The following is a 19,810-nucleotide window of genomic DNA, read 5'->3' as shown; positions in this document are numbered from 1 at the left end:
TCACCATGCGCGGATGCGCCCGGTGCCGGACCCGGAGAAGCTGGACTCCGTACGGGGGCGGGTCCCGGGACCGATGTCACATCCGGCGGTGGTCGATCCGTCCCGGTCGACGCGGGGCGCTCCGTCGGGGAGCGCCGGGTGTCCGAAGGGACGGAACAGCATGAGCACGATCCTGGTGACCGGCGGTACCGGAACGCTCGGCCGGCACGTCACCGAACGGCTGCGGGCGGGCGGGCACGAGGTGCGGGTGCTCAGCCGGCACGCGCAGCCGTACGCCGTCGACCTGCGCGAAGGCGGACGGGGGCTGGACGAGGCCGTCACGGGCGTGGACACCGTCGTGCACTGCGCGACATCACCGCGCGGTGGCGACGAGAAGGCCGCACGGAACCTGATCGCGGCGGCCCGGCGGGCCGGGGCGGGACACCTCGTGTACATCTCGATCGTCGGTGTCGACCGGGTGCCGTTCGGTTACTACAGGTCCAAGCTGGCCGTGGAGCGGCTGGTCGAGGAGTCGGGGCTGGGCTGGACGGTGCTGCGCGCCACCCAGTTCCACGACCTGGTGCTCACGGTCCTCCAGGGCATGGCCAGGCTGCCGGTCCTGCTGCTGCCGGCCCGGGTGAAGGACCAGCCGGTCGATGTCACGGAGGTCGCGGACCGCCTGGCCGAGCTGGCCCGGTCCGCGCCGGCGGGCCGGGTCGACGACATGGGCGGTCCGGAGGTCCGGACGTTCGACTCCCTGGCCCGCGCGTATCTGAAGGCCACGGGCCGCCGCCGCGCGGTGGTGAAGGTCCCGCTGCGCGGCGCGGCCTACGACGCCTTCCGCGACGGCGGTCACCTCGCCCCGGAGCGAGCGGTCGGCAAGGGCACGTTCGACGAGTACCTGGCGAAGCGGTTCGGAGCCGGCGTCACACACCGGTGACGGGCGTCGGCCCCGGCCGGGACCGGTGGCGCCTCACAGCCGAGCCGGGCGGGGTCCGGTGCGTGCGGCCGCGAGGCGGAGGAGGGAGTCGACGCGGAGCGTCGAGGACCGACGACGACGCCGCAGAAGTGCGTGCCGGACCCCGCGACCCCGGCAAGATCCAAACGACATCTCCTAGCGCCCGGGCGCGCCGAACAGTTCGTCCTGGGCCTGGTCGCGGGCCGTCAGGAGCGCTCCGCGGAGCACCGCGCCGCCGCCCAGGGTGCTGGGCCGTACGTCGGCGGGCAGGGGCGACATGGCGGCCAGGCGGTCCCGCACCCGCGCGGCGAGCGCCTCGCCGCCGGCCTGCCCGATCTCGCCGCCCAGGACCACGTGGCCGGGGTCGAGCAGCGCGACCACCGAGGCGGCGCCCACCGCGATCCGGTCGGCCAGGGCGTCGAGGAAGCGTGCCTCCGGGGAGGCGGGGCCGGCCGACGCGACGGCCGTCCGCACCGCGCCCGCCGCCGGCGGCTCGATCCCCGGCTCCGCCACGACGCCGTACTCCTCCGCCAGCCGGGCGACCGCCGTCGCCCCCACCAGGGAGTGGAAGCCGCCCGCGCAGTCGGTGGCCGACGGCAGGCCGCTCGTGCCCGGGACCGGGAGGAAGCCGATCTCACCCGTGCCGCCGGAGGCGCCCCTGCGCAGGGTGCCGTCGAGGATCACGGCGGCGCCGGTGCCGTGGCCCAGCCACAGCAGGACGAAGGTGTCCCGGTCGCGGGCCGCTCCGTCGCGCTGCTCGGCCAGGGCGGCGAGGTTGGTCTCGTTCTCCACGCTGACCCGGGTCTCGGGGAGCCGTTCCTGGAGTGCGGCGACCAGGCGCCGGTGCCACTCGGGCAGGCCCGTGGAGTCGCGCAGTTCGCCGCTGGCCGGGTCGATCAGTCCGGGTGCCCCGATCCCGACGGTGTGCAGCCGGTCGGCGCCCGCCTCCTTCACCGTCCGCTCGACCAGCGTGACCGCCTGTTCGACCGCCGGTCCGGTCCCCGCCTCCCCGGTGATGGGCAGGGCGGCCTCGGCCAGTACACCGCCGACGAGGTCCGACACGACCAGGGTGACGCCCTCGGTGCGGACGTCCAGCGCGGCCAGGTGCGCCCGGCCCGCGACGATGCCGTACAGCTTGGCGTTGGGGCCGCGCCGCTGCTCCCCCGTCTCTCCGGCCACCGCGATGAGTCCGGCGGCGGTGAGCCGCTCGACGAGGTCGGCGACGGTCGGCCGGGAGAGCCCGGTCAGCTGCTTCAACTGCCCCGCGGTGAGCGGACCTCCCTGCTGGAGCAGGCGCAGGGCGAGCCGGTCGTTGATGGCTCTGGCGGTGCTCGGGGATGCGGCCATGCCGGGATCCTTCCAGATCGGCGGGGCAGGTCGGCGCACGCTCCGCCTCCGGATACCCCTTATCTTTCAGGCAGGGTTCCTGATAGTTTACGGCGGCGCGTGCGGGAACCGACGACCGGGAGGGGCGGGACGATGAGCGCAGTGGTCCATCGACAGCGCGAGGTGAGGCGGGCGCGGTACGCCGTGGCCGCCGTGTTCGCCGTGCACGGCGCCGTCACCGGCTCGTTCGCCACCCGCGTCCCCTGGATCCAGGACCACGCCGGGGTGAGCGCCGGGCAGTTGGGCCTTGCACTCGCCTTCCCCGCGCTCGGCGCGTCCGTCGCGATGCCGCTCGCGGGCAGCATCAGCCACCGCTTCGGCGCCCGCACGGCGCTGCGCGGTCTGATCGCGCTGTGGACGCTCGCGCTGATCCTGCCGTCGGTCGCCCCGAACCTGCCGGCCCTCTGTCTGGCCCTGTTCGTCTACGGCGCCACGGCCGGCATGTCCGACGTGGCGATGAACGCGCTGGGCGTGGAGGTGGAGAACCGCCTCGACAAGTCGATCATGTCCGGGCTGCACGGCATGTGGAGCGCCGGCGCCCTGGTCGGCTCTGCGGCCGGCACGCTCGCCGCCCACCTCGGCTCGGACGCCCGGCTGCACCACGCGCTCGCGGCCGCCGTCTTGACGGTGGCGGGCGTGACCGCCTGTGCCTGGGTGCTCGACCTGCAGCCCGCCGAGGACGAGAAGCCGCCGCCGCGGTTCGCGCTGCCGCCCCGCTCCGCCCTGCTCATCGGCGCGATCGGTTTCTGCGCGGTGTTCGCGGAGGGCGCGAGCCTGGACTGGTCGGCGGTCTATCTGCGCGACCAGCTGGAGACCTCGGCCGGTCTCGCGGCGGCCTGCACCACCGGTTTCACACTCACCATGGCGATCGCCCGGATCGCCGGGGACCACGTGGTGGACCGCTACGGCGCCGTGCGCACGGTCCGCGCGAGCGGTGTCGTCGCCGTCCTGGGCGGACTGCTGATCGTGTTCGCCGAGCACCCCGCGGCGGCGATGGGCGGGTTCGCGCTGATGGGGCTCGGCATCGCGGTGGTCGTGCCGCTGTGCTTCGCCGCCGCCGGCCGCAGCGGCTCCAACCCGAGCCTGGCCATCGCGGGCGTCGCGACCATCACCTACACCTCGGGGCTGATCGCCCCGAGCGCCATCGGCCTGCTGGCCCAGGCGACCAGCCTGATGGTGTCGTTCGTCCTGGTGACGGTGCTGTCGTGCGGCGTAGCGGGGTTCGCGAGCGTGCTGCGCGCCGGAGACCGCAGGAAGGTCACGCGTCCGGAAGCAGCAGTTCCCGAGCCCCGTCCCTGAACGTCTCGCTCCAGGGCGCCGGGCGCAGGGTCGTGGCGTCCAGCCGCACCAGCACCCGGCTGCCCCGCGCGTAGGTCACCGCCCCGTCCTCCGAGCAGAAGCGGAAGCCGTACGTGAGTCCGGTCGTGCCGAGCCGCTCCAGCCACAGGTGGACCGCGTACGTACCGGCGCGGGTCACCGGGGCCTCGTAGCCGATACGCAGTTCCCGGACCGCGTTGCAGGCGTCGCCGGCCGCCACCCAGTCGCCGTCGAAGCGGACGCCCTTCTCCTGCCACAGCTCGGTCCACGCCCGCTCGACCAGCAGCGGATAGCGGGCGTTGTGCAGCAGCCCCAGCGCGTCGAGGTCGTCGAAGTGAACGGCCACGGGGATCAGCCGGCCGTGGAGCAGTGCGGGGGCGAGCGGGGCTTCGGCGGTCACGGGCGGGACTCCTGGGACGTACGGGATGAGTGCCGCTCTCCATCGAGCAGCGGCGCACCCTCATCCTAAGCAGACGCTCAGCCGGGTCGGCCACACCCGCCCACCTGTACGAAGCACTGCTGCTCAGCCCTCACAATGGTCCGGACACGCTGCACATACGACGAAAGCGACGGCCCATGGATCTCGGCGTCCGCTGGACACTGCACGGCGACGGACGCACCCCGGCCCCCGGCGCGGTGGTCCGCCCCGACGAACGGCTCTCCTGGCCCCGCACCGCGGGCCTGGGTGCCCAGCACGTCGTGGCGATGTTCGGGGCGTCCTTCGTCGCCCCGGTACTCATGGGCCTGGACCCCAACCTGGCGATCATGATGTCGGGTGTCGCGACCGTCGTCTTCCTGCTGGCCACCCGCGGCCGGGTGCCGAGTTACCTCGGCTGCTCGCTCTCCTTCGTCGGCGTCGCCGCGGTCATCCGGGCCCAGGGCGGGTCCAGCGCCACCGTCACCGGCGCGGTGTTCGTGGTGGGGGCCGCGCTGTTCCTGGTGGGTCTCGCGGTACGGCGGTTCGGCGCGCGGATCATCCACGCCGCGATGCCACCGATCGTGACCGGCGCGGTGGTGATGCTGATCGGCTTCAACCTGGCGCCGGTGACCGCCTCCACCTACTGGCCGCAGGACCAGTACACCGCCCTGTTCGTGATGCTGTTCACGGGTCTGGCCGTGGTCTGTCTGCGCGGCTTCTGGTCCCGGATCGCGATCTTCCTCGGGCTGCTCTTCGGATACGTCCTGTCCTGGGCGCTCGACCGGATCTTCGGGCAGATCCACTCGGCGGACGCGAGCGGCAAGGTCACCGACCACTGGCGCCTGGACCTGTCCGGTGTCGGCCAGGCCGACTGGATCGGCCTGCCGGCGCTGCACGGCCCGTCCTTCGAGTGGTCGGCGATCCTGGTCGCCCTGCCGGTGGTCATCGCGCTGATCGCCGAGAACGCGGGGCACGTCAAGGCGGTCGGCGAGATGACCGGCGACAACCTCGACGACAAGCTCGGCACGGCCATCTCCGCCGACGGTGTCGGCTCCATGCTGTCCACCGCGGTCGGCGGCCCGCCCAACACCACCTACTCCGAGAACATCGGCGTGATGGCCGCGACCCGCGTCTACTCCACGGCCGCGTACTGGGCCGCCGCCGGTTTCGCCCTGCTGTTCGGTCTCTGCCCGAAGTTCGGCGCGGTCGTGGCGGCCGTCCCGGGCGGGGTGCTCGGCGGGATCACCGTCATCCTGTACGGCATGATCGGCCTGCTCGGCGCGCAGATCTGGATCAACGCCAAGGTGGATCTGCGCAATCCGCTGAACCTCGTACCGGCCGCGGCGGGCATCATCATCGGCGTCGGCAACGTCTCGATCGAGTTCACCGACACCTTCTCGCTCAGCGGTATCGCGCTCGGCACACTGGTCGTCATCACCGGCTACCACGCGCTGCGCGCCTTCGCGCCCGCCCACCTCAAGACGCAGGAGCCACTGCTCGACGAGGGCACGTCCTCCTACGACACCGACGGCACCGAGGGGGATCAGCGCGCCAGGTCGTAGGCGTACGACGGGGTGAAGGTGCCCGGCGCCCCCTTGCAGCCGTCGGACTCCCCCGGCAGCTTCACCCACAGGTAGGCGTCGATGCCGACCTCCCCGGTGCTCAGCGTCGGGGTCCGGCCGAGTTTGCGGCCCGCGGGGTCGCACCATTCGCCGTCCGACGGGGCGCCGTTGCCGTTGCGGCTGGTGTCGATCACCGCGCCGAGGCTCGACGGGCCACCGAGGGCGTCGAGCACGGCACGGTCGTAGGCGACCTCGTCGGCGGTGCCGTGGAAGTTGGAGACGTTGCTGAAGATGCCGTCGGAGGAGGCGGCCGAGGCGGCCCCGGCCTGCCGCAACAGGGCGGCCTGCCGGTCCGGGGCGTGCCAGCCGGAGTGCCCGGCGTCGAAGTAGACCCGCACCCGGGGACCGGCGCCCTTCAGCACCCGGCCGGCGCGGGCCAGCGAGGCGAAGCGGTCGGCGCGCTGCCCGGCGGAGAGGCACTCGGACTGGGCGATCGCGTCGGGCTCCAGGATCACGATGGCCTCGCCGCCGCCCAGTCCGGCGGCGAACCGGTCGATCCAGGCGTCATAGGCGGCCAGATCGGGCGCCCCGCCCTGGGAGTGCCCGCCGCAGTCGCGGTCGGGGACCGCGTACGGCACCAGGACGGGCACCCGGCCCTGCGCCGCGCCGCCCGACACCACGGCGCGCACCCGGGAGGTGATCGAGTCCGGGGAGTAATCCGCGAACCACACGGCCGCCGGCCGGCCGGCTATCCGGGACTCTATGACCGCGCGGCGCGGGTCGTCGGGGTTGGCCCGCACCCAGTCCAGGACCCGGGAGTCGGGGTGGCGGTAGAGGCGGGCGGACACGGGGGCGGTCCGCCGCTTCTTCCCGGCCTCGGACGCGGACGGCGTCGGGCCCGCCTTCTTCCCCGGACCGGCCGTGGGCGACGGTGACCTCGTCGCCGACGGCGAGGGCGACGGCACGAGGGGCAGCGGTTCCAGGCGCGGCGAGGAGGTCGCCTCGGGGCGCGCCTCGTCCGCGCCGCGTCCGTCGCCGACCGCCGACATCAGCCCCGTGGCGGTGCCGACCGCGACCACCACGGAGGCCGCCACGACCATCGTGCCGCGCCGGGCGGCACGTCGGCGCTCGGCCTTTCGCGCGGACAGGCGCTGGGCACGCGAGCCTGGCACAGTACTGCTCCCCCTCCCCCGCGACGGGCGCGTTCCCCCGTTCCGGGGAAGCGTCGGGCCCGCCGCCACTGACGCCACCCTAAAGGTGCGACTCTGCGCTCATGGCGCAATGCGAACAAGTCCTCACCACCGTGGACGGGGTCGTCTCCCGTATGCGCGCCCTCGACGCGGCCCTGCCCGCGCGGGACGGGGTCGCGGTGTTCAACCGTGTCTACCTCACCGTCACGGAGGCCGTGGACCGGCGGATCGACGCGGGCCGGTTCCCGGACGCGCGGGCCGCGATCGCGCTGGACGTGCGGTTCGCGGAGCGCTATCTGGCGGCGGTGGACGCGGTGTCCCAGGAACGGCGGCCACCGGCCTGCTGGCGTCCGCTGTTCCAGTTCCGCCGGCACCCCGGCGTACGTCCGCTGCAGTTCGCGCTCGCGGGCATCAACGCGCACATCGGTCACGATCTCGCGCTCGCCGTCGTGGACACCTGTCGTACGCTCGCCTGCGAACCCGTCGATCTGGAGGACGAGTTCGACCAGGTGGGCGATCTCCTCCTCTCGCTGGAGGACCGGATCCGCGAGGAGCTAACACCGGGCCCCGAACTGCTGCGGATCGCCGACCCGCTGACCCATCTGCTGGGTGCGTGGAGTCTGGAACGCGCCCGGGACGCGGCCTGGACGGCGGCCCGCGCCCTGTGGGCACTGCGCGGACTGCCGGACGTCGCCGGGGAGTTCACCGAACGCCTGGACACGGCGGTGGGGTTCGCCGGCCGCATGCTGCTCACCCCGCTGCCGGACTGACCCGGAGCGGACGGCACGGCCCGTGGCGGGCCGTGCCCGGCGGGGTCAGTCCTCGGGGAGTTCGACCGGGGCGATCTCGTCGTAGAGGTCGCCGGGACCCGGGTTGGTCGGGTCGGTCTCGCCGCCGAAGTGGTGCATGACGCCCCAGACCGCGTTCAGCGCGGTCTGGACGGCGCCCTCCGCCCAGCCGGCGGTCCAGGAGATGTCGTCACCGGCGAGGAAGATGCCCCGCTTGTCCTCGGGCAGCGACTCCTGCATGAAGTGGGTGAACAGACGCCGCTGGTAGCGGTAGTGGCCGGGCAGGTTGGCCTTGAAGGCGCCCATGAAGTAGGGCTCGTTCTCCCAGGAGACGGTCACCGGGTTGCCGATGACGTGCTTCCGGATGTCGACCTTGGGGTAGATCTCGCCGAGCGACTTCAGCATGACCTCCATCCGCTCGTTCGCGGACAGCGGCAGCCACTTCAGGCTGTCGTCGCACCAGGTGTAGGAGAGGCAGATGACGGCGGGCTTGTCGGGACCGTCGTCGAGCAGGTACGTGCCCCGCGTCATCCGGTCGGTGAGCGTCATCGACATGACGTCCCGGCCCGTCTCCTCGTCCTTGTCCAGCCAGAACGGCCGGTCCACGGGCACGAAGAGCTTGGAGCTCTCCATGTAGTGGGTGCGTTCGATGGCGGTCCAGTGGTCGATCGGGAAGAGCGAGTCGTCGCAGGCGATCTTGGACAGCAGCATCCAGGACTGGGCGGTGAAGACGGCCGCCCGGTAGGTACGGATGTCCCCGTCGGCGTCCGTCACCGTGATCCGGTTGCCCGCGGTGCGGTTGAGCCGGGTGACCGCCGGGCGGGGCTCGCCGTCCCTGTGCAGGGACTTCAGCGAGGTGCCGTACGGCCAGTGGACGATCTTCTCCGGCTCGCGCTCCCACAGGCGCAGGGGCAGCTGCTGGGAGCCTCCGACGATGCCGCGGTGGTGGTCGTCGGCCTCGGTGTAGACGACGCGGAGGATCTCCAGGATGGAGTTGGGGAAGTCGGTGTCCCAGCCGCCGGTGCCGAAGCCGACCTGGCCGAAGATCTCACGGTGGCGGAAGGACCTGAAGGCCTCGGAGTCGCAGAGGAAGCCGTAGAAGGTCTGGTTGTCGAGCTTCTCGACCAGCTTCGCCCAGATCTCGCGGATGCGCGGAACGTCGCGCTCGCGCAGGGCGCGGTTCATGCCGGAGAAGTCGGCGCCCTCTTCGAGGCACTTGGCCCAGGCGTCGGCCACGTCCCGGTAGACCTGGGGCAGGTCGTCGAGGGTCTCGGCGTAGTGCGACTCGCCCTTGAGGTCGACGACGGTGGACGGCGTCGCCTCGGCGAGGGGGTTGGGGAAGGGACGGGTCCGCAGTCCGACCAGGTCGATGTAGTGCTGGAGCGCCGTGGAGGACGGCGGGAAGCGCATCGCGCCCATCTCGGCGGTCAGTGAGGGGTCGCACCCGTCGAAGCCGACGGTCCGCAGCCGGCCGCCGATCCTGTCGGCCTCGTAGACGACCGGCTTGAGGCCCATCTTCATCAGCTCGTACGCGGCCACGATGCCGGACATGCCGCCGCCGACGACCGCGACCTCGGTGCCGTGCTCGGTCGCCGGTATCTGCCCGAGGCCCGCCGGGTGGGCGAGGAAGTCGTCGTACGCGTACGGGAAGTCCGGGCCGAACATGGTGATCGGCGGCTGCTGCTCGTCGGCGTGCTCGATCGCGTTGGGCACGGTGGACGTCATGGGGTACGGACTCCTTGCACAGGTGAAGCGGGGGGGGTGTGGGGATGTTCAGACGAGGGAGCCGTAGAGGCCGGGACGGCGGTCGGTCAGATACGGGTTCGCCTCGCGGGAGGCGGCGAGGAACACCGGGTCGGCGTCGGCGAGGACCAGTTCCTCCCGGCGGCCGGCGCGGGCGCGGGCCACTCCGTCGGGTCCGGCGAGCGTGGACAGCCCGACGAACTCGAACTCGCCCTCGTGGCCGACCCGGTTGACGTACGCCACGTACATCTGGTTCTCGAAGGCCCGCACCGGCACCATGTGCTCGGCGACGAACTGGAACGGGTGCAGCTGCGCGGTCGGCACGAGCAGGAGGTCGGTGCCGGCGAGGGCGTGGGCGCGCACGTTCTCCGGGAACTCGACGTCGTAGCAGATCATCAGGCCGACGGTGAGGCCGTTCAGCTCGGCCTGGACGACGGGCTGCCCGCCCGGTGCGAAGTGGTCGCGTTCGAAGCAGCCGTAGAGGTGGGTCTTGCGGTAGTTCGCGAGGCGGGTGGCGTCGGCGGAGATCAACTGCACGGAGTTGAAGACGCGCTCGCCGTCCCGCTCGGGGTAGCCGTAGGCGATCGCGAGACCGTGTCGGGCGGCGCTCTCCGCGATCGCGTCGGCCGCGTCGCCGTCGGCGGGCTCGGCGAGCCGGCCGACGTCGTCGCCGATCGCGTACCCGGTGAGGAACAGCTCCGAGGTGACGAGCAGCCCGGCGCCCGCAGCGGCGGCACGGCCGGCCGCCTCGTCGAGGACCTTGAGGTTCTCGACGACGGATCCGGGCCGTCCGGAGCTCTGGAGCAGGGCGGTGCGCATGCGTGTTCCTCGTCGGTGTGCGGGGGTTCGGGGGGCCAGAAAGACGGTACGGTCGGCCGGCTCGGGGGACAAGACGGAGCCGTTGCGCGTCGGTGAGTGGTTTGTTGCGTCCGGGCCGGTGGTGGCGGCGATTCGTTGCGCGGTCCGCGCCCCGCGCAACGCGTGACGTGCGGCGGCCCGGCCGGCTCCGTCAGGCCCTCACGATCGTGCCCTGGCAGCCCCGGCGAGCAGCAGCACCGCCGTCGCCAGGTACGGCACCGCGAACACCGCGAAAGCGGTGCTGTGCGCGCCGCCCGAGGCGATCAGCGCGTAGCCGCCGTAGACCGCGACCGTCGCCAGTTCCGTGCCCAGGCCCGCGACCGAGGTCAGGGTGGCCCGCCCGGTGCCCTCGATGCGCCGCTGGAGCCGGGCGTCGGCCAGCACGGTCGCCGCCTGGAAGCCGCCGAAGGCGAGGGCGACGAAACCCAGCCCCCATGGGGTGCCGTCGGCCGCGCCGACGGCCAGGGCGAGACCGGCACCGGCGAGCAGAACGGCGAGCCCGGCCGTGCCGAACCGCTCGCCCTCGCCGGCCAGCAGGCTTCCCGCGGTGGCACCGGCCCAGATCAGCAGGAGCAGGTGGGGGACCGTCCCGTCCGCGACACCGGTCCCCCGCACCAGCAGCGGCGTGTACTCGTCGAGGGCGCCCCAGACGGCGCTCACGGCCGGAACCAGCAGCAGCGCCCCGCGGACCGACCGGTCGGCGCGGGCCTCGGCGAGTCCGGCGCGCAGAGTCGCCGTCCAGCTCTCCTGCCCGGCGGCAGGGGAACGGTGCTCGGGGAACCGGAGTGCCGTGGCGGCCGCCAGCAGACACACCAGCACGCTGGCGGCGCCGACGGCGAGGTGGCCGCCCCGGGCGAACACGGGGCCGGCGAGCCCCATCGCCGCCATCACCGCGACCAGCCCGGCCGCGCGGGCCCGGCCCATGGTCCGGGCGTACCGGTCGGCCGCGTCCAGCCGTTCCAGTTCGTCGTGGACCAGGGCCTCGAGCGCACCGGAACCGAGCGCTCCGCCCGCGCCCCACAGCACGAAGCCGAGGGCGAAGGCGCCGTACGACGGGAGAAGCACCCACAGGGCGAAGCCGGCGGCGGTGAGCAGCGGGCCGAGCCACAGCAGCAGCCGGCGGGACACCGCGTCGGCCCAGACCCCGGACGGAACCTCCAGCAGCACACCGGTGACGGACCAGAGGGCGAACAGGGAGGAGATCTGCCCGACGGACAGACCGGTGTCGCTGAACAGCAGCGCGTACACCGGGTACAGCAGGACGAAGTCTTCGAGGAACGAGTAGCCGTACAGCGTGGTCGTCAGCCGTCGCACACGGACGTCGGAGGCACGCGTGGGCGTGAGAGTCATGAGGCCTTCCCGAAGGAGCGGTTCGGACACCGGACGTGGAGGACGTACGGCGCCCGGGGCGGGCCTCGGGAGGCGCTGCTGCTGGTGGATCAATGTCGCCAGGTCATGACGTTCATGCTAGTCCGGCCGTGACGGGTCCCGCCCGGCATTTCCCGGGGCTGCCGCCGCTCACCGCTCCCGGGCGGGGAGCCGGGGCGGCAGCACGACGTCGCCGCTGCGCTCGAGGCGTTGCCAGGGCAGCCGGTACCCGTTGACGGCGGTGAGGCAGGCGTGGACCAGCACCAGGTACATCAGCTGGCGGTAGACGATCTGCTGCAGTGGGAGCGCCCACAGCGGCCGCGGGCTTTCACCGTCGAGGCGGAAGGCGTAGGCCGCGCAGACGGTCTGCACGGCCAGCACACCGGTCCACGCCAGCATCGTGAGGAGCGGGTCCCCGAAGACCAGGCCGTAGACGGTCAGCAGGTCGATCAGCGGGGCGAGGAGCGGGGTGAGGATCTGGAAGACGGCCAGCAGCGGCAGGCCGAGGCGGCCGAAGCGGCCCGCGTGGCCGCGCTCGACCAGCGCGTGCCGGTGCTTCCACGCGGCCTGCATGGTGCCGTAGCTCCAGCGGTAGCGCTGGCGCCACAGTTGCCGCAGCGAGGTCGGCACCTCGGTCCAGGCGAGCGCGTCCTCGGCGTAACGGATCTCCCACCCGGCCCGGTGCAGGGCCATGGTGATGTCGGTGTCCTCGGCGAGGGTGTCGCCGCTCATCATCCCGGCCTCCCGCAGGGCCGTGACACGGAAGGCCCCGACGGCACCGGGGATGGTCGGCAGGCAGCGCAGCAGGTCGTACATGCGGCGGTCCAGATTGAAGCCCATCACGTACTCGATGTGCTGCCAACGGCCCAGCAGGCCGCGGCGGTTGCCCACCTTGGCGTTGCCGGCGGTGGCGCCGACGGCCGGGTCGGCGAACGGCTGGACGAGGCGGCGGACGGTCGAGGGGGCGAAGACCGTGTCGGCGTCGAGCATGACAACGAGGTCGTGGGAGGCCAGCCGGACGCCGGTGTCGAGGGCGGAGGCCTTGCCGCCGTTCGGCCTGCGGACGACGGTGACCTCCGGGAGGGCGAGTGACTCCGCGATGTCGGCGGTGCCGTCGTCGGAGCCGTCGTCCACGACGATGATCTCGACGGGGTGATCGCCGGCCGCGAGCGAGCGGAGCGTCTTGGCGATGCACAGCTTCTCGTTGTGCGCGGGTACGACGACGCTGACGGGCCGGGTGACGGGCGGGCCGGGGCGGTCGTGCGGACGCCGGCGGGCGTGGCGGCGGGCGAGGACCAGCAGCAGCGCGCACCGGCCGAGGACGAGGGAGCCGACGACCAGCAGCAGCACACCGATGACCGACATCGTCGTCCCCGACACGGTCACGGCGGCCACGAACACCCGCCCCCTCCACAGGGCCTCGGTGTCGACGGGGCTGGTGAGGCTGTCGGTGCCGAGGACATCGGCGAGGGTGGTGAAGCGGTAGCCCTGGGCCTGGAGCCGGGGGATCAGGATGTCGAGGGCCGCGACGGTCTGGGACCGGTCCCCTCCCGCGTCGTGCATGAGGACGACCGTTCCCCGGCCCGGCTCGCTCGGTGTGGCCGCGTCGGCGATGGCCCGGGCGCCCGGCCGCTGCCAGTCCCTGGTGTCCTGGTCGATGAAGGCCAGGACGTAGCCCTTGTCGCCCAGGTGCCGGGCGACGGACCAGTCCGCCCGGTCCAGGGCGGTGGTCGTCGAGGAGTAGGGCATCCGCAGGAGCGAGCTGTTGACGCCCGCGGCCCCGGCGAGGGCGAGCTGCGTCAGAGCCAGCTCACGGTCGACGTCGCTCGCGGACCGGTGGGAAAGGTCGGGGTGGGAGAAGGTGTGCACGCCGATCTCGTGGCCGGAGCGGATGACGTCTCGCAGGATCTCGGGGTGACGCACCGCCTGCTGGCCGGTGACGAAGAAGGTGCCGGGCGTGCCGTGGCGGTCGAGGACGGCCTGGATGCGGGGCGTCCACACGGGGTCCGGGCCGTCGTCGAAGGTGAGGACCACCGTCCGGTCGGGCGCCCGGTAGGTGCTCAGGCCGTCGCGGGTGGTGTCGACGACCGGGCCGCCGCCGGTGACCTCCCGGGGCACCCCGGTGGCCGGCCGGCCGGTACGCCCTTCCTGGTCCCCCGAGAAGGTCCGGGTCGTGTACCCCTCGGCCAGCAGCACCGAGACGACGAAGGCCAGCACGACGAGCGGGACGACGATGCGGAAGCGGTGCCGGCGCGGCGGGAACGTCCGGTTCCGCCGCGGACCGGGTGCCGTCGGTGGGGGGCGGACCGGCCGGTGGGGGCGGCGGTGCATCAGGGAGCCCCGGCCGCGGGTGCGCCGCCGGGCGGGGAGCCGCCCGGGGCGTCCGGGGGACCGGGCGGTGCCTGGGGCGGCTCGGACGGGCCGGAGGGTGGGGTGGGCTGGGGCGTTCCCGGCGGGGGCTCCGGGGCGGGCGGCTCGTCCGTCCCCGCGGGCGGGTCGTCCGGGGGCGGCGGGGCGGGTTCGCTTCCGGTGCCCGGACCGGGTGCGGACGGGTCGTCGGGGGCGGGGGTGTCGGGCTCCTCCGGCGACGGCGCGGCGCCCGTCGCGGGGGACTCCGGTTCGGCCGGAACCGGGGGCACCGGAGCACCGGGGACAAGCGGGGCCGCGGGGGTGAGGAGCGGGCCGCCGGGCGACGTGAGCAGCGGAACCAGCAGGGAACCGGGACCGACCGCCGGGCCGGCGTCGGCGAAACCGCTCCGTCCCGGGTCGAGCACGCCGCTGGGCGGCTGGGGTCCGTCGTCCTGGCCCTGCCGTTCCGGCGCGGACGGCGCCGTCGACTCTCCGGGCAGGGGCGGGAGCAGGGAGCCCGGCGCGAAGGGCGTCGCCCCCAGGAGGCTCAGTCCCAGCACCGCCAGGTACGCGGCCGCCGCTCCGGCCACGCCGTATCCGGTACGCCGGAGGACCCGCGCCCGCCTGCCGGTGGAGTCGACGAACACCGGGAGATCCGGATCAGCCGACGAACCGATACCCGTATGTCCGGAATCATCCTGACTCCGCATGAAGCCAGCGTACGCCGGTACGAGGGCCCCGCTAGGTGGGCGATCCCGACGAGAACCGCCGCAGCAGCGGGGACAGCACCAGCACGGACTTGGTCCGCTCGACGAACGGCTCGCCCGCGATGCGTTCCAGGACCCGTTCGAAGTGGCGCATGTCGGAGGCGAAGACCTGGGCGACCGCGTCGGCGTCGCCGGTGACGGTGGAGGCGGCCACGACCTCCTGGTAGCGCTCCAGGCCCCGCTGGATGGTCTCCGGGGAGGTGTTGCTGCGGCAGTAGATCTCGACGAACCCCTCCGTCTCCCAGCCGAGGGCGGCCGGGTCCACCCGTACGGTGAATCCGGTGATGGCCCCGGTGGCGCGCAGCCGGTCCACGCGCCGTTTCACGGCGGGCGCGGACAGGCCGACGAGCTGGCCGATGTCCGCGTAGGAGCGGCGGGCGTCCTCGGCGAGGGCGTGCACGATGCGTTCGTCGAGATCGTTCAGCACAGCGGGTGGTTCACTTCGCTTCTGACGGGGCCGGTGCGGCGAGCCGGGAGCGGCGGTGGCCGTACAGGAAGTAGAACACGAGCCCGACGGCCATCCAGACACCGAAGACCGCCCAGGTGACGGTGGACAGGCTGCCCATCATCCAGACGCAGAACGCGAAGCCGAGGGCGGGCAGGACCGGCGACAGCGGCACACGGAAGGTGCGGGGCATGTCGGGGCGGGTCCTGCGGAGCACCACGACGGCCACGTTGACCAGCGCGAAGGCGAACAGGGTGCCGATGCTGGTGGCGTCGGCGAGCTGGCCGAGCGGGACGGCGGCGGCCAGCACACCGCAGAACAGGGACACGATCACGGTGTTGGTGCGGGGCGTGCCGGTCCTCGGGTGGACCTTGGCGAACGCCTTGGGCACGAGTCCGTCGCGGGACATGGCGAACAGGATGCGGGTCTGGCCGTAGAGCACGGTCAGGACGACGCTGGCGATGGCGATGACGGCGCAGAAGGCCAGCAGGGTGCCCCAGAAGCTCTGGCCGGTTACCTCGCGCATGATCTGGGCGAGCGCGGCCTCGGAGTCGGTGAAGTGCCGCCAGGGCTTCGCGCCGACGGCGACGGCGGCGACGAGGACGTACAGCGCGGTGACGATGATCAGGGACAGCATGATGGCGCGCGGCAGGTCGCGCCGGGCGTTCTTCGCCTCCTCACCGGCGGTGGAGGCGGCGTCGAAGCCGATGTACGAGAAGAACAGCGTCGCCCCGGCGGCACTGACGCCGGCCATGCCGAGCGGCATGAAGTTCTCGTAGTTGCCGGAGCGGAAGCCCTGGACGCCGATGGCGCAGAACAGCACCAGCGCGGCGATCTTCACGACGACCATGATCGTGTTGGCGCGGGCGGACTCGCGGGCGCCGCCCATCAGGAACGCCATGGCGAGCAGGACGACGATCAGCGCGGGCAGGTTGAAGACGCCGCCGTCGCCGGGCGGGGCGGACAGCGCGGCCGGGAGGGTGACGCCGATGGTGCCGTCGAGCAGCTCGTTGAGGTATTCGCCCCAGCCGACGGCGACGGCGGCGACCGACACGCCGTACTCCAGCACCAGGCACCAGCCGCAGATCCAGGCGATCAGCTCACCCATCGTTGCGTACGCATACGAGTAGGAGGAGCCGGAGACCGGGATGGTGCCCGCCAGCTCGGCGTAGGAGAGGGCGGAGAAGAGGGCCGTAAGACCGGCTATGACGAAGGACAGCGTGACGGCCGGACCGGCCTTGGGGACGGCCTCGCCGAGGACGACGAAGATGCCGGTGCCGAGGGTGGCACCGATGCTGATCATGGTCAGCTGCCACAGCCCGAGGGACCGCCGCAGGGAGCCACCCTCACCCTGGCCACCCTCCGCGACCAGGTGTTCCACGGGCTTGCGACGCATCAGACGCGCGCCGAGGCCCGGGGGCGGCGGGGCGGCGGTACTGCCGTTGTGCGGGGGTGCGCCTTGGTCGAGCACGCGCTGACTCCTTCGTCGCTGCCGGTCTCGCGCGGCAGGGACCGACGGCGCCCCGCGACAGCCGGGACCCGTCGAGCGGGGCCCGCCGCACCACGTACAGCGCGTAACCCTACGAGGTTCTTCGTTGCTCCTGAAATGCAGCAACCTTGCGCATCCCCGCAAGATCATTGCGTTACCGGCGGGGACGCGGGTGTTCGTTGCGCGGGGGCTTTCGACCGTTGCGCACCGCCCCCGTCGACCCCGGTGCGGGGTCGACGGGGGCCGGGCGGGGGCGGGGGGCCGTCAGCTCCAGCTGGCGTGCAGCGGCTTGCCCTCGGCGTAGCCGGCCGCGCTCTGGACGCCGACGACGGCCTTCTCGGTGAACTCCTCGAGCGATCCGGCCCCGGCGTAGGTGCAGGAGGAGCGGACGCCCGCGATGATCGAGTCGATCAGGTCCTCGACGCCGGGGCGGGCCGGGTCGAGGAACATGCGGGAGGTGGAGATGCCCTCCTCGAACAGCGCCTTGCGGGCGCGGTCGTACGCCGACTCCTCCGAGGTGCGGTTGCGCACGGCACGCGCGGAGGCCATGCCGAAGGACTCCTTGTAGGGGCGGCCGTTCGCGTCGTGCTGGAGGTCGCCCGGGGACTCGTAGGTCCCGGCGAACCAGGAGCCGACCATCACGTTGGACGCTCCGGCCGCGAGCGCCATCGCCACGTCGCGCGGGTGGCGGACACCGCCGTCGGCCCACACGTGCTTGCCGTACTTCCTCGCCTCGGCGGCGCACTCCAGGACGGCGGAGAACTGCGGCCGGCCGACGCCGGTCATCATGCGGGTGGTGCACATGGCGCCGGGACCCACGCCGACCTTGACGATGTCGGCGCCGGCCTCGATCAGGTCGCGGACGCCCGCGGCGGCGACGACGTTGCCGGCGACGATCGGCACCCGCGGGTCGAGGTCGCGGACCAGTTTCAGCGCGCTGATCATCGACTCCTGGTGCCCGTGCGCGGTGTCGATGACGAGCGTGTCGACGCCTGCGTCCAGCAGCTGCTGGGCCTTGCCCGCCACGTCGCCGTTGATGCCGACGGCGGCGGCTGTGCGGAGCCTGCCCCGCTCGTCGGTGGCCGGGGTGTACAGGGTGGCGCGCAGGGCGCCCTTGCGGGTCAGGATGCCCGCCAGACGGCCGTCCCCGTCCACGGCGGGCGCGTAGCGGCGGTTGGCGGCGTCGAGGATGTTGAAGGCCTCGCGCGGGTCCATGTCCGCGTCGATGAGGATCAGGTCCTTGGACATGACCTCCTCGAGCTGGGTGAAGCGGTCCACTCCGGACAGGTCGGTGTCGGTGACCACGCCGACCGGCCGGTGTCCGTCGTCGACGACGACGCCCGCGTTGTGCGCGCGCTTGGGCAGCAGGGCGAGCGCGTCGGCGACGGTCTGGTGCGGGGCCAGCACGATCGGGGTGTCCAGGACGTGGTGGCGGCTCTTCACCCAGGAGACGACCTCGGTGACGACCTCGATCGGGATGTCCTGCGGGATGACGACGAGTCCCCCGCGACGGGCCACGGTCTCGGCCATGCGGCGGCCGGCGATGGCGGTCATGTTGGCGACGACGAGCGGGATGGTGGTGCCCGTGCCGTCCGGGGAGCTGAGGTCCACGCCCTGACGCGAGCCGACCGCGGAGCGGCTCGGCACCATGAAGACGTCGTCGTACGTCAGGTCGTACGCGGGCTGGATGTCGTTGAGGAAACGCACGTGCTGCACATCCCAGTCGATCAGAGGTGGCCCCCGGACAGGTCAGTCAGGGGGAAGAGCACGTACTTCATTGTCCCATGCCGACCGGAACACCGGCCCAGGGCGGATCATCCAGGCTGGTCGGAGCACTGCTCGGAGGATCCTCCGAGAGCCGGGGCCACGACGGGCGACGGCGTCCGGCCGGCCGCCTCGGCGAACACGGCCCGAGCGGTCGCCCGCTCCGCGGGACGCGCCACCGCGTCCGCCCGCCGCGTACGACGACCGGCGGTCCCCGCTCCACGGCTCCGGCCCGGCCGTACGGGAAGGGGCCGCCCGCGTCGACGGGCGGCAGGAGGGGCGGGGGCGGGGCCTGTCTCAGCACCGCGCGGCCGATGCCGCCGGGCCCGCCCCCGCCTCACCCGTCGTCAGGGGCCGTCCGGGTCCGCGCGGTTGAGAGAGGACCTCGGGGCGGGGCCCGCCGTCATCAGGTAGTCCGCGGCCGACGTGTCCGTCACCAGGCTGGTGACAAGACCGGAGCGCAGTACGGCGTCGATCGCGGGCCCCTTGCGCTGCCCGCCCGCGATCGCGACGACCTCGGGGACCCGGCGCAGCTGGTCGGTCTTGACCGTGATGCACCGCTCCCCCAGGTCCCGGCCGACCCGGCGTCCCTCCGCGTCGAAGAGGTGCGCGGACATCTCCGCGGCGACACCGAGGGAGGCGTAGTGCGCCCGCTCCTCGTCACTGAGCATGTCGTGCACCGTGGAGATGCCCGGCTCCCAGGAACCGATGGAGACGCAGGCGACGGTGACCTTGTCGAAGTACTCGAAGGCCCGCGCGATCCCGGTCTGGTGGCGCAGCGCCTGAGCGGTGGCCGCGTCCGGGAGCAGCATCGGCGCGTAGATGGGATGGGCGTCGCCGCCCGACACCTGCGCGGCGCGCCGCACTGCCTCCACCGAGCCGCGCTCGGCGGTCCCGGCGTCGTACACGCCCGTGAGCTGCACGACCGTACAGGGCGGCAGCCGGTCCAGGGCCGCCGCCATGTGGATGGTGGACCGGCCCCAGGCCAGACCCAGCACATCCCCTTCGTCGACCAGCTCGCCGAGCAGGTCGGCGGCCACCTCTCCCAGGTTCTCGGGGTCGGGTGTCTCCTCGGACTCGGGCGGGGACTCGACCACGACGGCGTGCCTGAGGCCGTAGCGGGCGCGGAGCGCGTCCGAGCGCTCGGCGTCCAGCTCGGCGGGCACACGGATCTCGATCCGCACGAGATCCCGCTCGAGGGCGGTCTCCAGGACCCGGGCCACCTTGAAGCGGCTGACGCCGAACTCCTCCGCGATCTGGATCTTGGACTTGCCCTCGAGGTAGAAGCGGCGGGCCATGGCCGCCGCCTGCACCAGCTCAGCGGGTCCCATCCGCATGGCTGACCGGCCCGCCGACATACCCGACACGGCGATCTCCTCACTGCTGTTCACACTCTGGATTCGCCGTTCATCCTTGCAGATCCGGCGCG

At 73.0% G+C, this 19,810-nt stretch carries 16 protein-coding genes; 4 read left to right on the top strand and 12 right to left on the bottom strand.

Going from position 1 to position 19,810, the window contains the following annotated elements; all coding sequences use genetic code 11:
• Positions 1–160 precede the first annotated feature (160 nt).
• The gene (locus tag ACH4VX_RS22555; protein ID WP_398369485.1) at positions 161–919 is read left to right on the top strand and encodes an SDR family oxidoreductase; all 759 of its coding nucleotides are present in this window, start codon (positions 161–163) and stop codon (positions 917–919) included.
• A gap of 174 nt (positions 920–1,093) precedes the next feature.
• Here ACH4VX_RS22555 and ACH4VX_RS22550 read toward each other — a convergent pair whose 3' ends face one another.
• Positions 1,094–2,284: an ROK family transcriptional regulator gene (locus tag ACH4VX_RS22550; protein WP_398369483.1), complete on the bottom strand. Its 1,191-nt coding sequence runs from the start codon at positions 2,282–2,284 to the stop codon at positions 1,094–1,096.
• Positions 2,285–2,416: 132 nt separating this feature from the next.
• On the opposite strand from ACH4VX_RS22550, the gene ACH4VX_RS22545 reads away from it, so the two are divergent.
• Complete coding sequence (locus ACH4VX_RS22545; protein ID WP_398369481.1) at positions 2,417–3,622, top strand: MFS transporter; 1,206 nt, start codon at positions 2,417–2,419, stop codon at positions 3,620–3,622.
• Here ACH4VX_RS22545 and ACH4VX_RS22540 read toward each other — a convergent pair.
• Entirely contained in the window at positions 3,582–4,040 is a 459-nt protein-coding gene (locus ACH4VX_RS22540; protein WP_398369479.1) for an acyl-CoA thioesterase, read from the bottom strand. The two genes, ACH4VX_RS22545 and ACH4VX_RS22540, sit on opposite strands and share 41 nt — an antisense overlap.
• A 176-nt stretch (positions 4,041–4,216) precedes the next feature.
• On the opposite strand from ACH4VX_RS22540, the gene ACH4VX_RS22535 reads away from it, so the two are divergent.
• Positions 4,217–5,620, top strand: a complete 1,404-nt coding sequence (locus ACH4VX_RS22535; RefSeq protein WP_398369478.1) for a uracil-xanthine permease family protein — start codon at positions 4,217–4,219, stop codon at positions 5,618–5,620.
• Here the strand turns inward: ACH4VX_RS22535 and ACH4VX_RS22530 are convergent.
• Positions 5,602–6,720 (bottom strand): glycoside hydrolase family 6 protein, encoded by a 1,119-nt coding sequence (locus tag ACH4VX_RS22530; protein WP_398369587.1) that lies wholly within the window; start codon positions 6,718–6,720, stop codon positions 5,602–5,604. The two genes, ACH4VX_RS22535 and ACH4VX_RS22530, sit on opposite strands and share 19 nt — an antisense overlap.
• Before the next feature lie 173 nt (positions 6,721–6,893).
• Between ACH4VX_RS22530 and ACH4VX_RS22525 the strand changes: the two genes are divergently transcribed.
• Positions 6,894–7,580 carry a DUF5995 family protein gene (locus ACH4VX_RS22525; RefSeq protein ID WP_398369476.1) on the top strand — a complete coding sequence of 229 codons (687 nt, stop codon included), beginning with the start codon at positions 6,894–6,896 and terminating at the stop codon, positions 7,578–7,580.
• 45 nt (positions 7,581–7,625) lie between these two features.
• Here ACH4VX_RS22525 and ACH4VX_RS22520 read toward each other — a convergent pair whose 3' ends face one another.
• The 9 genes from ACH4VX_RS22520 to ACH4VX_RS22480 form a co-directional block, all read right to left on the bottom strand.
• Positions 7,626–9,323 carry a flavin monoamine oxidase family protein gene (locus ACH4VX_RS22520; RefSeq protein ID WP_398369474.1) on the bottom strand — a complete coding sequence of 566 codons (1,698 nt, stop codon included), beginning with the start codon at positions 9,321–9,323 and terminating at the stop codon, positions 7,626–7,628.
• A gap of 48 nt (positions 9,324–9,371) precedes the next feature.
• Positions 9,372–10,160, bottom strand: coding sequence for a carbon-nitrogen hydrolase family protein (locus ACH4VX_RS22515; RefSeq protein ID WP_398369472.1), 789 nt, complete (start codon positions 10,158–10,160; stop codon positions 9,372–9,374).
• Positions 10,161–10,358: 198 nt separating this feature from the next.
• On the bottom strand, positions 10,359–11,549 hold the full coding sequence (locus ACH4VX_RS22510; RefSeq protein ID WP_398369470.1) for an MFS transporter: 1,191 nt from the start codon (positions 11,547–11,549) through the stop codon (positions 10,359–10,361).
• Positions 11,550–11,717: 168 nt separating this feature from the next.
• Positions 11,718–13,898, bottom strand: a complete 2,181-nt coding sequence (locus ACH4VX_RS22505; RefSeq protein WP_398369468.1) for a bifunctional polysaccharide deacetylase/glycosyltransferase family 2 protein — start codon at positions 13,896–13,898, stop codon at positions 11,718–11,720.
• Positions 13,898–14,626 carry a hypothetical protein gene (locus ACH4VX_RS22500; RefSeq protein WP_398369466.1) on the bottom strand — a complete coding sequence of 243 codons (729 nt, stop codon included), beginning with the start codon at positions 14,624–14,626 and terminating at the stop codon, positions 13,898–13,900. The genes ACH4VX_RS22505 and ACH4VX_RS22500 overlap by 1 nt, the downstream gene beginning before the upstream one ends.
• Before the next feature lie 31 nt (positions 14,627–14,657).
• A complete protein-coding gene (locus ACH4VX_RS22495) occupies positions 14,658–15,110 on the bottom strand; it encodes an Lrp/AsnC family transcriptional regulator (protein WP_033275118.1) in 453 nt (150 codons plus the stop codon).
• A gap of 10 nt (positions 15,111–15,120) precedes the next feature.
• On the bottom strand, positions 15,121–16,599 hold the full coding sequence (locus tag ACH4VX_RS22490; protein WP_398369464.1) for an amino acid permease: 1,479 nt from the start codon (positions 16,597–16,599) through the stop codon (positions 15,121–15,123).
• Between the two features lie 282 nt (positions 16,600–16,881).
• A complete protein-coding gene (locus ACH4VX_RS22485; RefSeq protein ID WP_398369586.1) occupies positions 16,882–18,324 on the bottom strand; it encodes a GuaB1 family IMP dehydrogenase-related protein in 1,443 nt (480 codons plus the stop codon).
• Positions 18,325–18,728: 404 nt separating this feature from the next.
• Positions 18,729–19,772, bottom strand: a complete 1,044-nt coding sequence (locus ACH4VX_RS22480; protein WP_398369462.1) for a sugar-binding transcriptional regulator — start codon at positions 19,770–19,772, stop codon at positions 18,729–18,731.
• Positions 19,773–19,810: the final 38 nt, after the last annotated feature.

Source organism: Streptomyces sp. NPDC020731, from assembly GCF_044334705.1.
GTDB lineage: Bacteria > Actinomycetota > Actinomycetes > Streptomycetales > Streptomycetaceae > Streptomyces.
The sequence above is the reverse complement of the archived record's forward strand: the minus strand, read 5'-3'. Positions and strand labels throughout refer to the sequence as shown.

Excerpts from the sequence above, each read along its gene's own strand:
- ACH4VX_RS22555 (WP_398369485.1), top strand. The coding sequence starts at position 161 with ATGAGCACGATCCTGGTGACCGGCGGTACCGGAACGCTCGGCCGGCAC.
- ACH4VX_RS22550 (WP_398369483.1), bottom strand. The coding sequence starts at position 2,284 with ATGGCCGCATCCCCGAGCACCGCCAGAGCCATCAACGACCGGCTCGCC.
- ACH4VX_RS22545 (WP_398369481.1), top strand. The coding sequence starts at position 2,417 with ATGAGCGCAGTGGTCCATCGACAGCGCGAGGTGAGGCGGGCGCGGTAC.
- ACH4VX_RS22535 (WP_398369478.1), top strand. The coding sequence starts at position 4,217 with ATGGATCTCGGCGTCCGCTGGACACTGCACGGCGACGGACGCACCCCG.
- ACH4VX_RS22530 (WP_398369587.1), bottom strand. The coding sequence starts at position 6,720 with ATGGTCGTGGCGGCCTCCGTGGTGGTCGCGGTCGGCACCGCCACGGGG.
- ACH4VX_RS22525 (WP_398369476.1), top strand. The coding sequence starts at position 6,894 with ATGGCGCAATGCGAACAAGTCCTCACCACCGTGGACGGGGTCGTCTCC.
- ACH4VX_RS22520 (WP_398369474.1), bottom strand. The coding sequence starts at position 9,323 with ATGACGTCCACCGTGCCCAACGCGATCGAGCACGCCGACGAGCAGCAG.
- ACH4VX_RS22515 (WP_398369472.1), bottom strand. The coding sequence starts at position 10,160 with ATGCGCACCGCCCTGCTCCAGAGCTCCGGACGGCCCGGATCCGTCGTC.
- ACH4VX_RS22510 (WP_398369470.1), bottom strand. The coding sequence starts at position 11,549 with ATGACTCTCACGCCCACGCGTGCCTCCGACGTCCGTGTGCGACGGCTG.
- ACH4VX_RS22505 (WP_398369468.1), bottom strand. The coding sequence starts at position 13,898 with ATGCACCGCCGCCCCCACCGGCCGGTCCGCCCCCCACCGACGGCACCC.
- ACH4VX_RS22500 (WP_398369466.1), bottom strand. The coding sequence starts at position 14,626 with ATGCGGAGTCAGGATGATTCCGGACATACGGGTATCGGTTCGTCGGCT.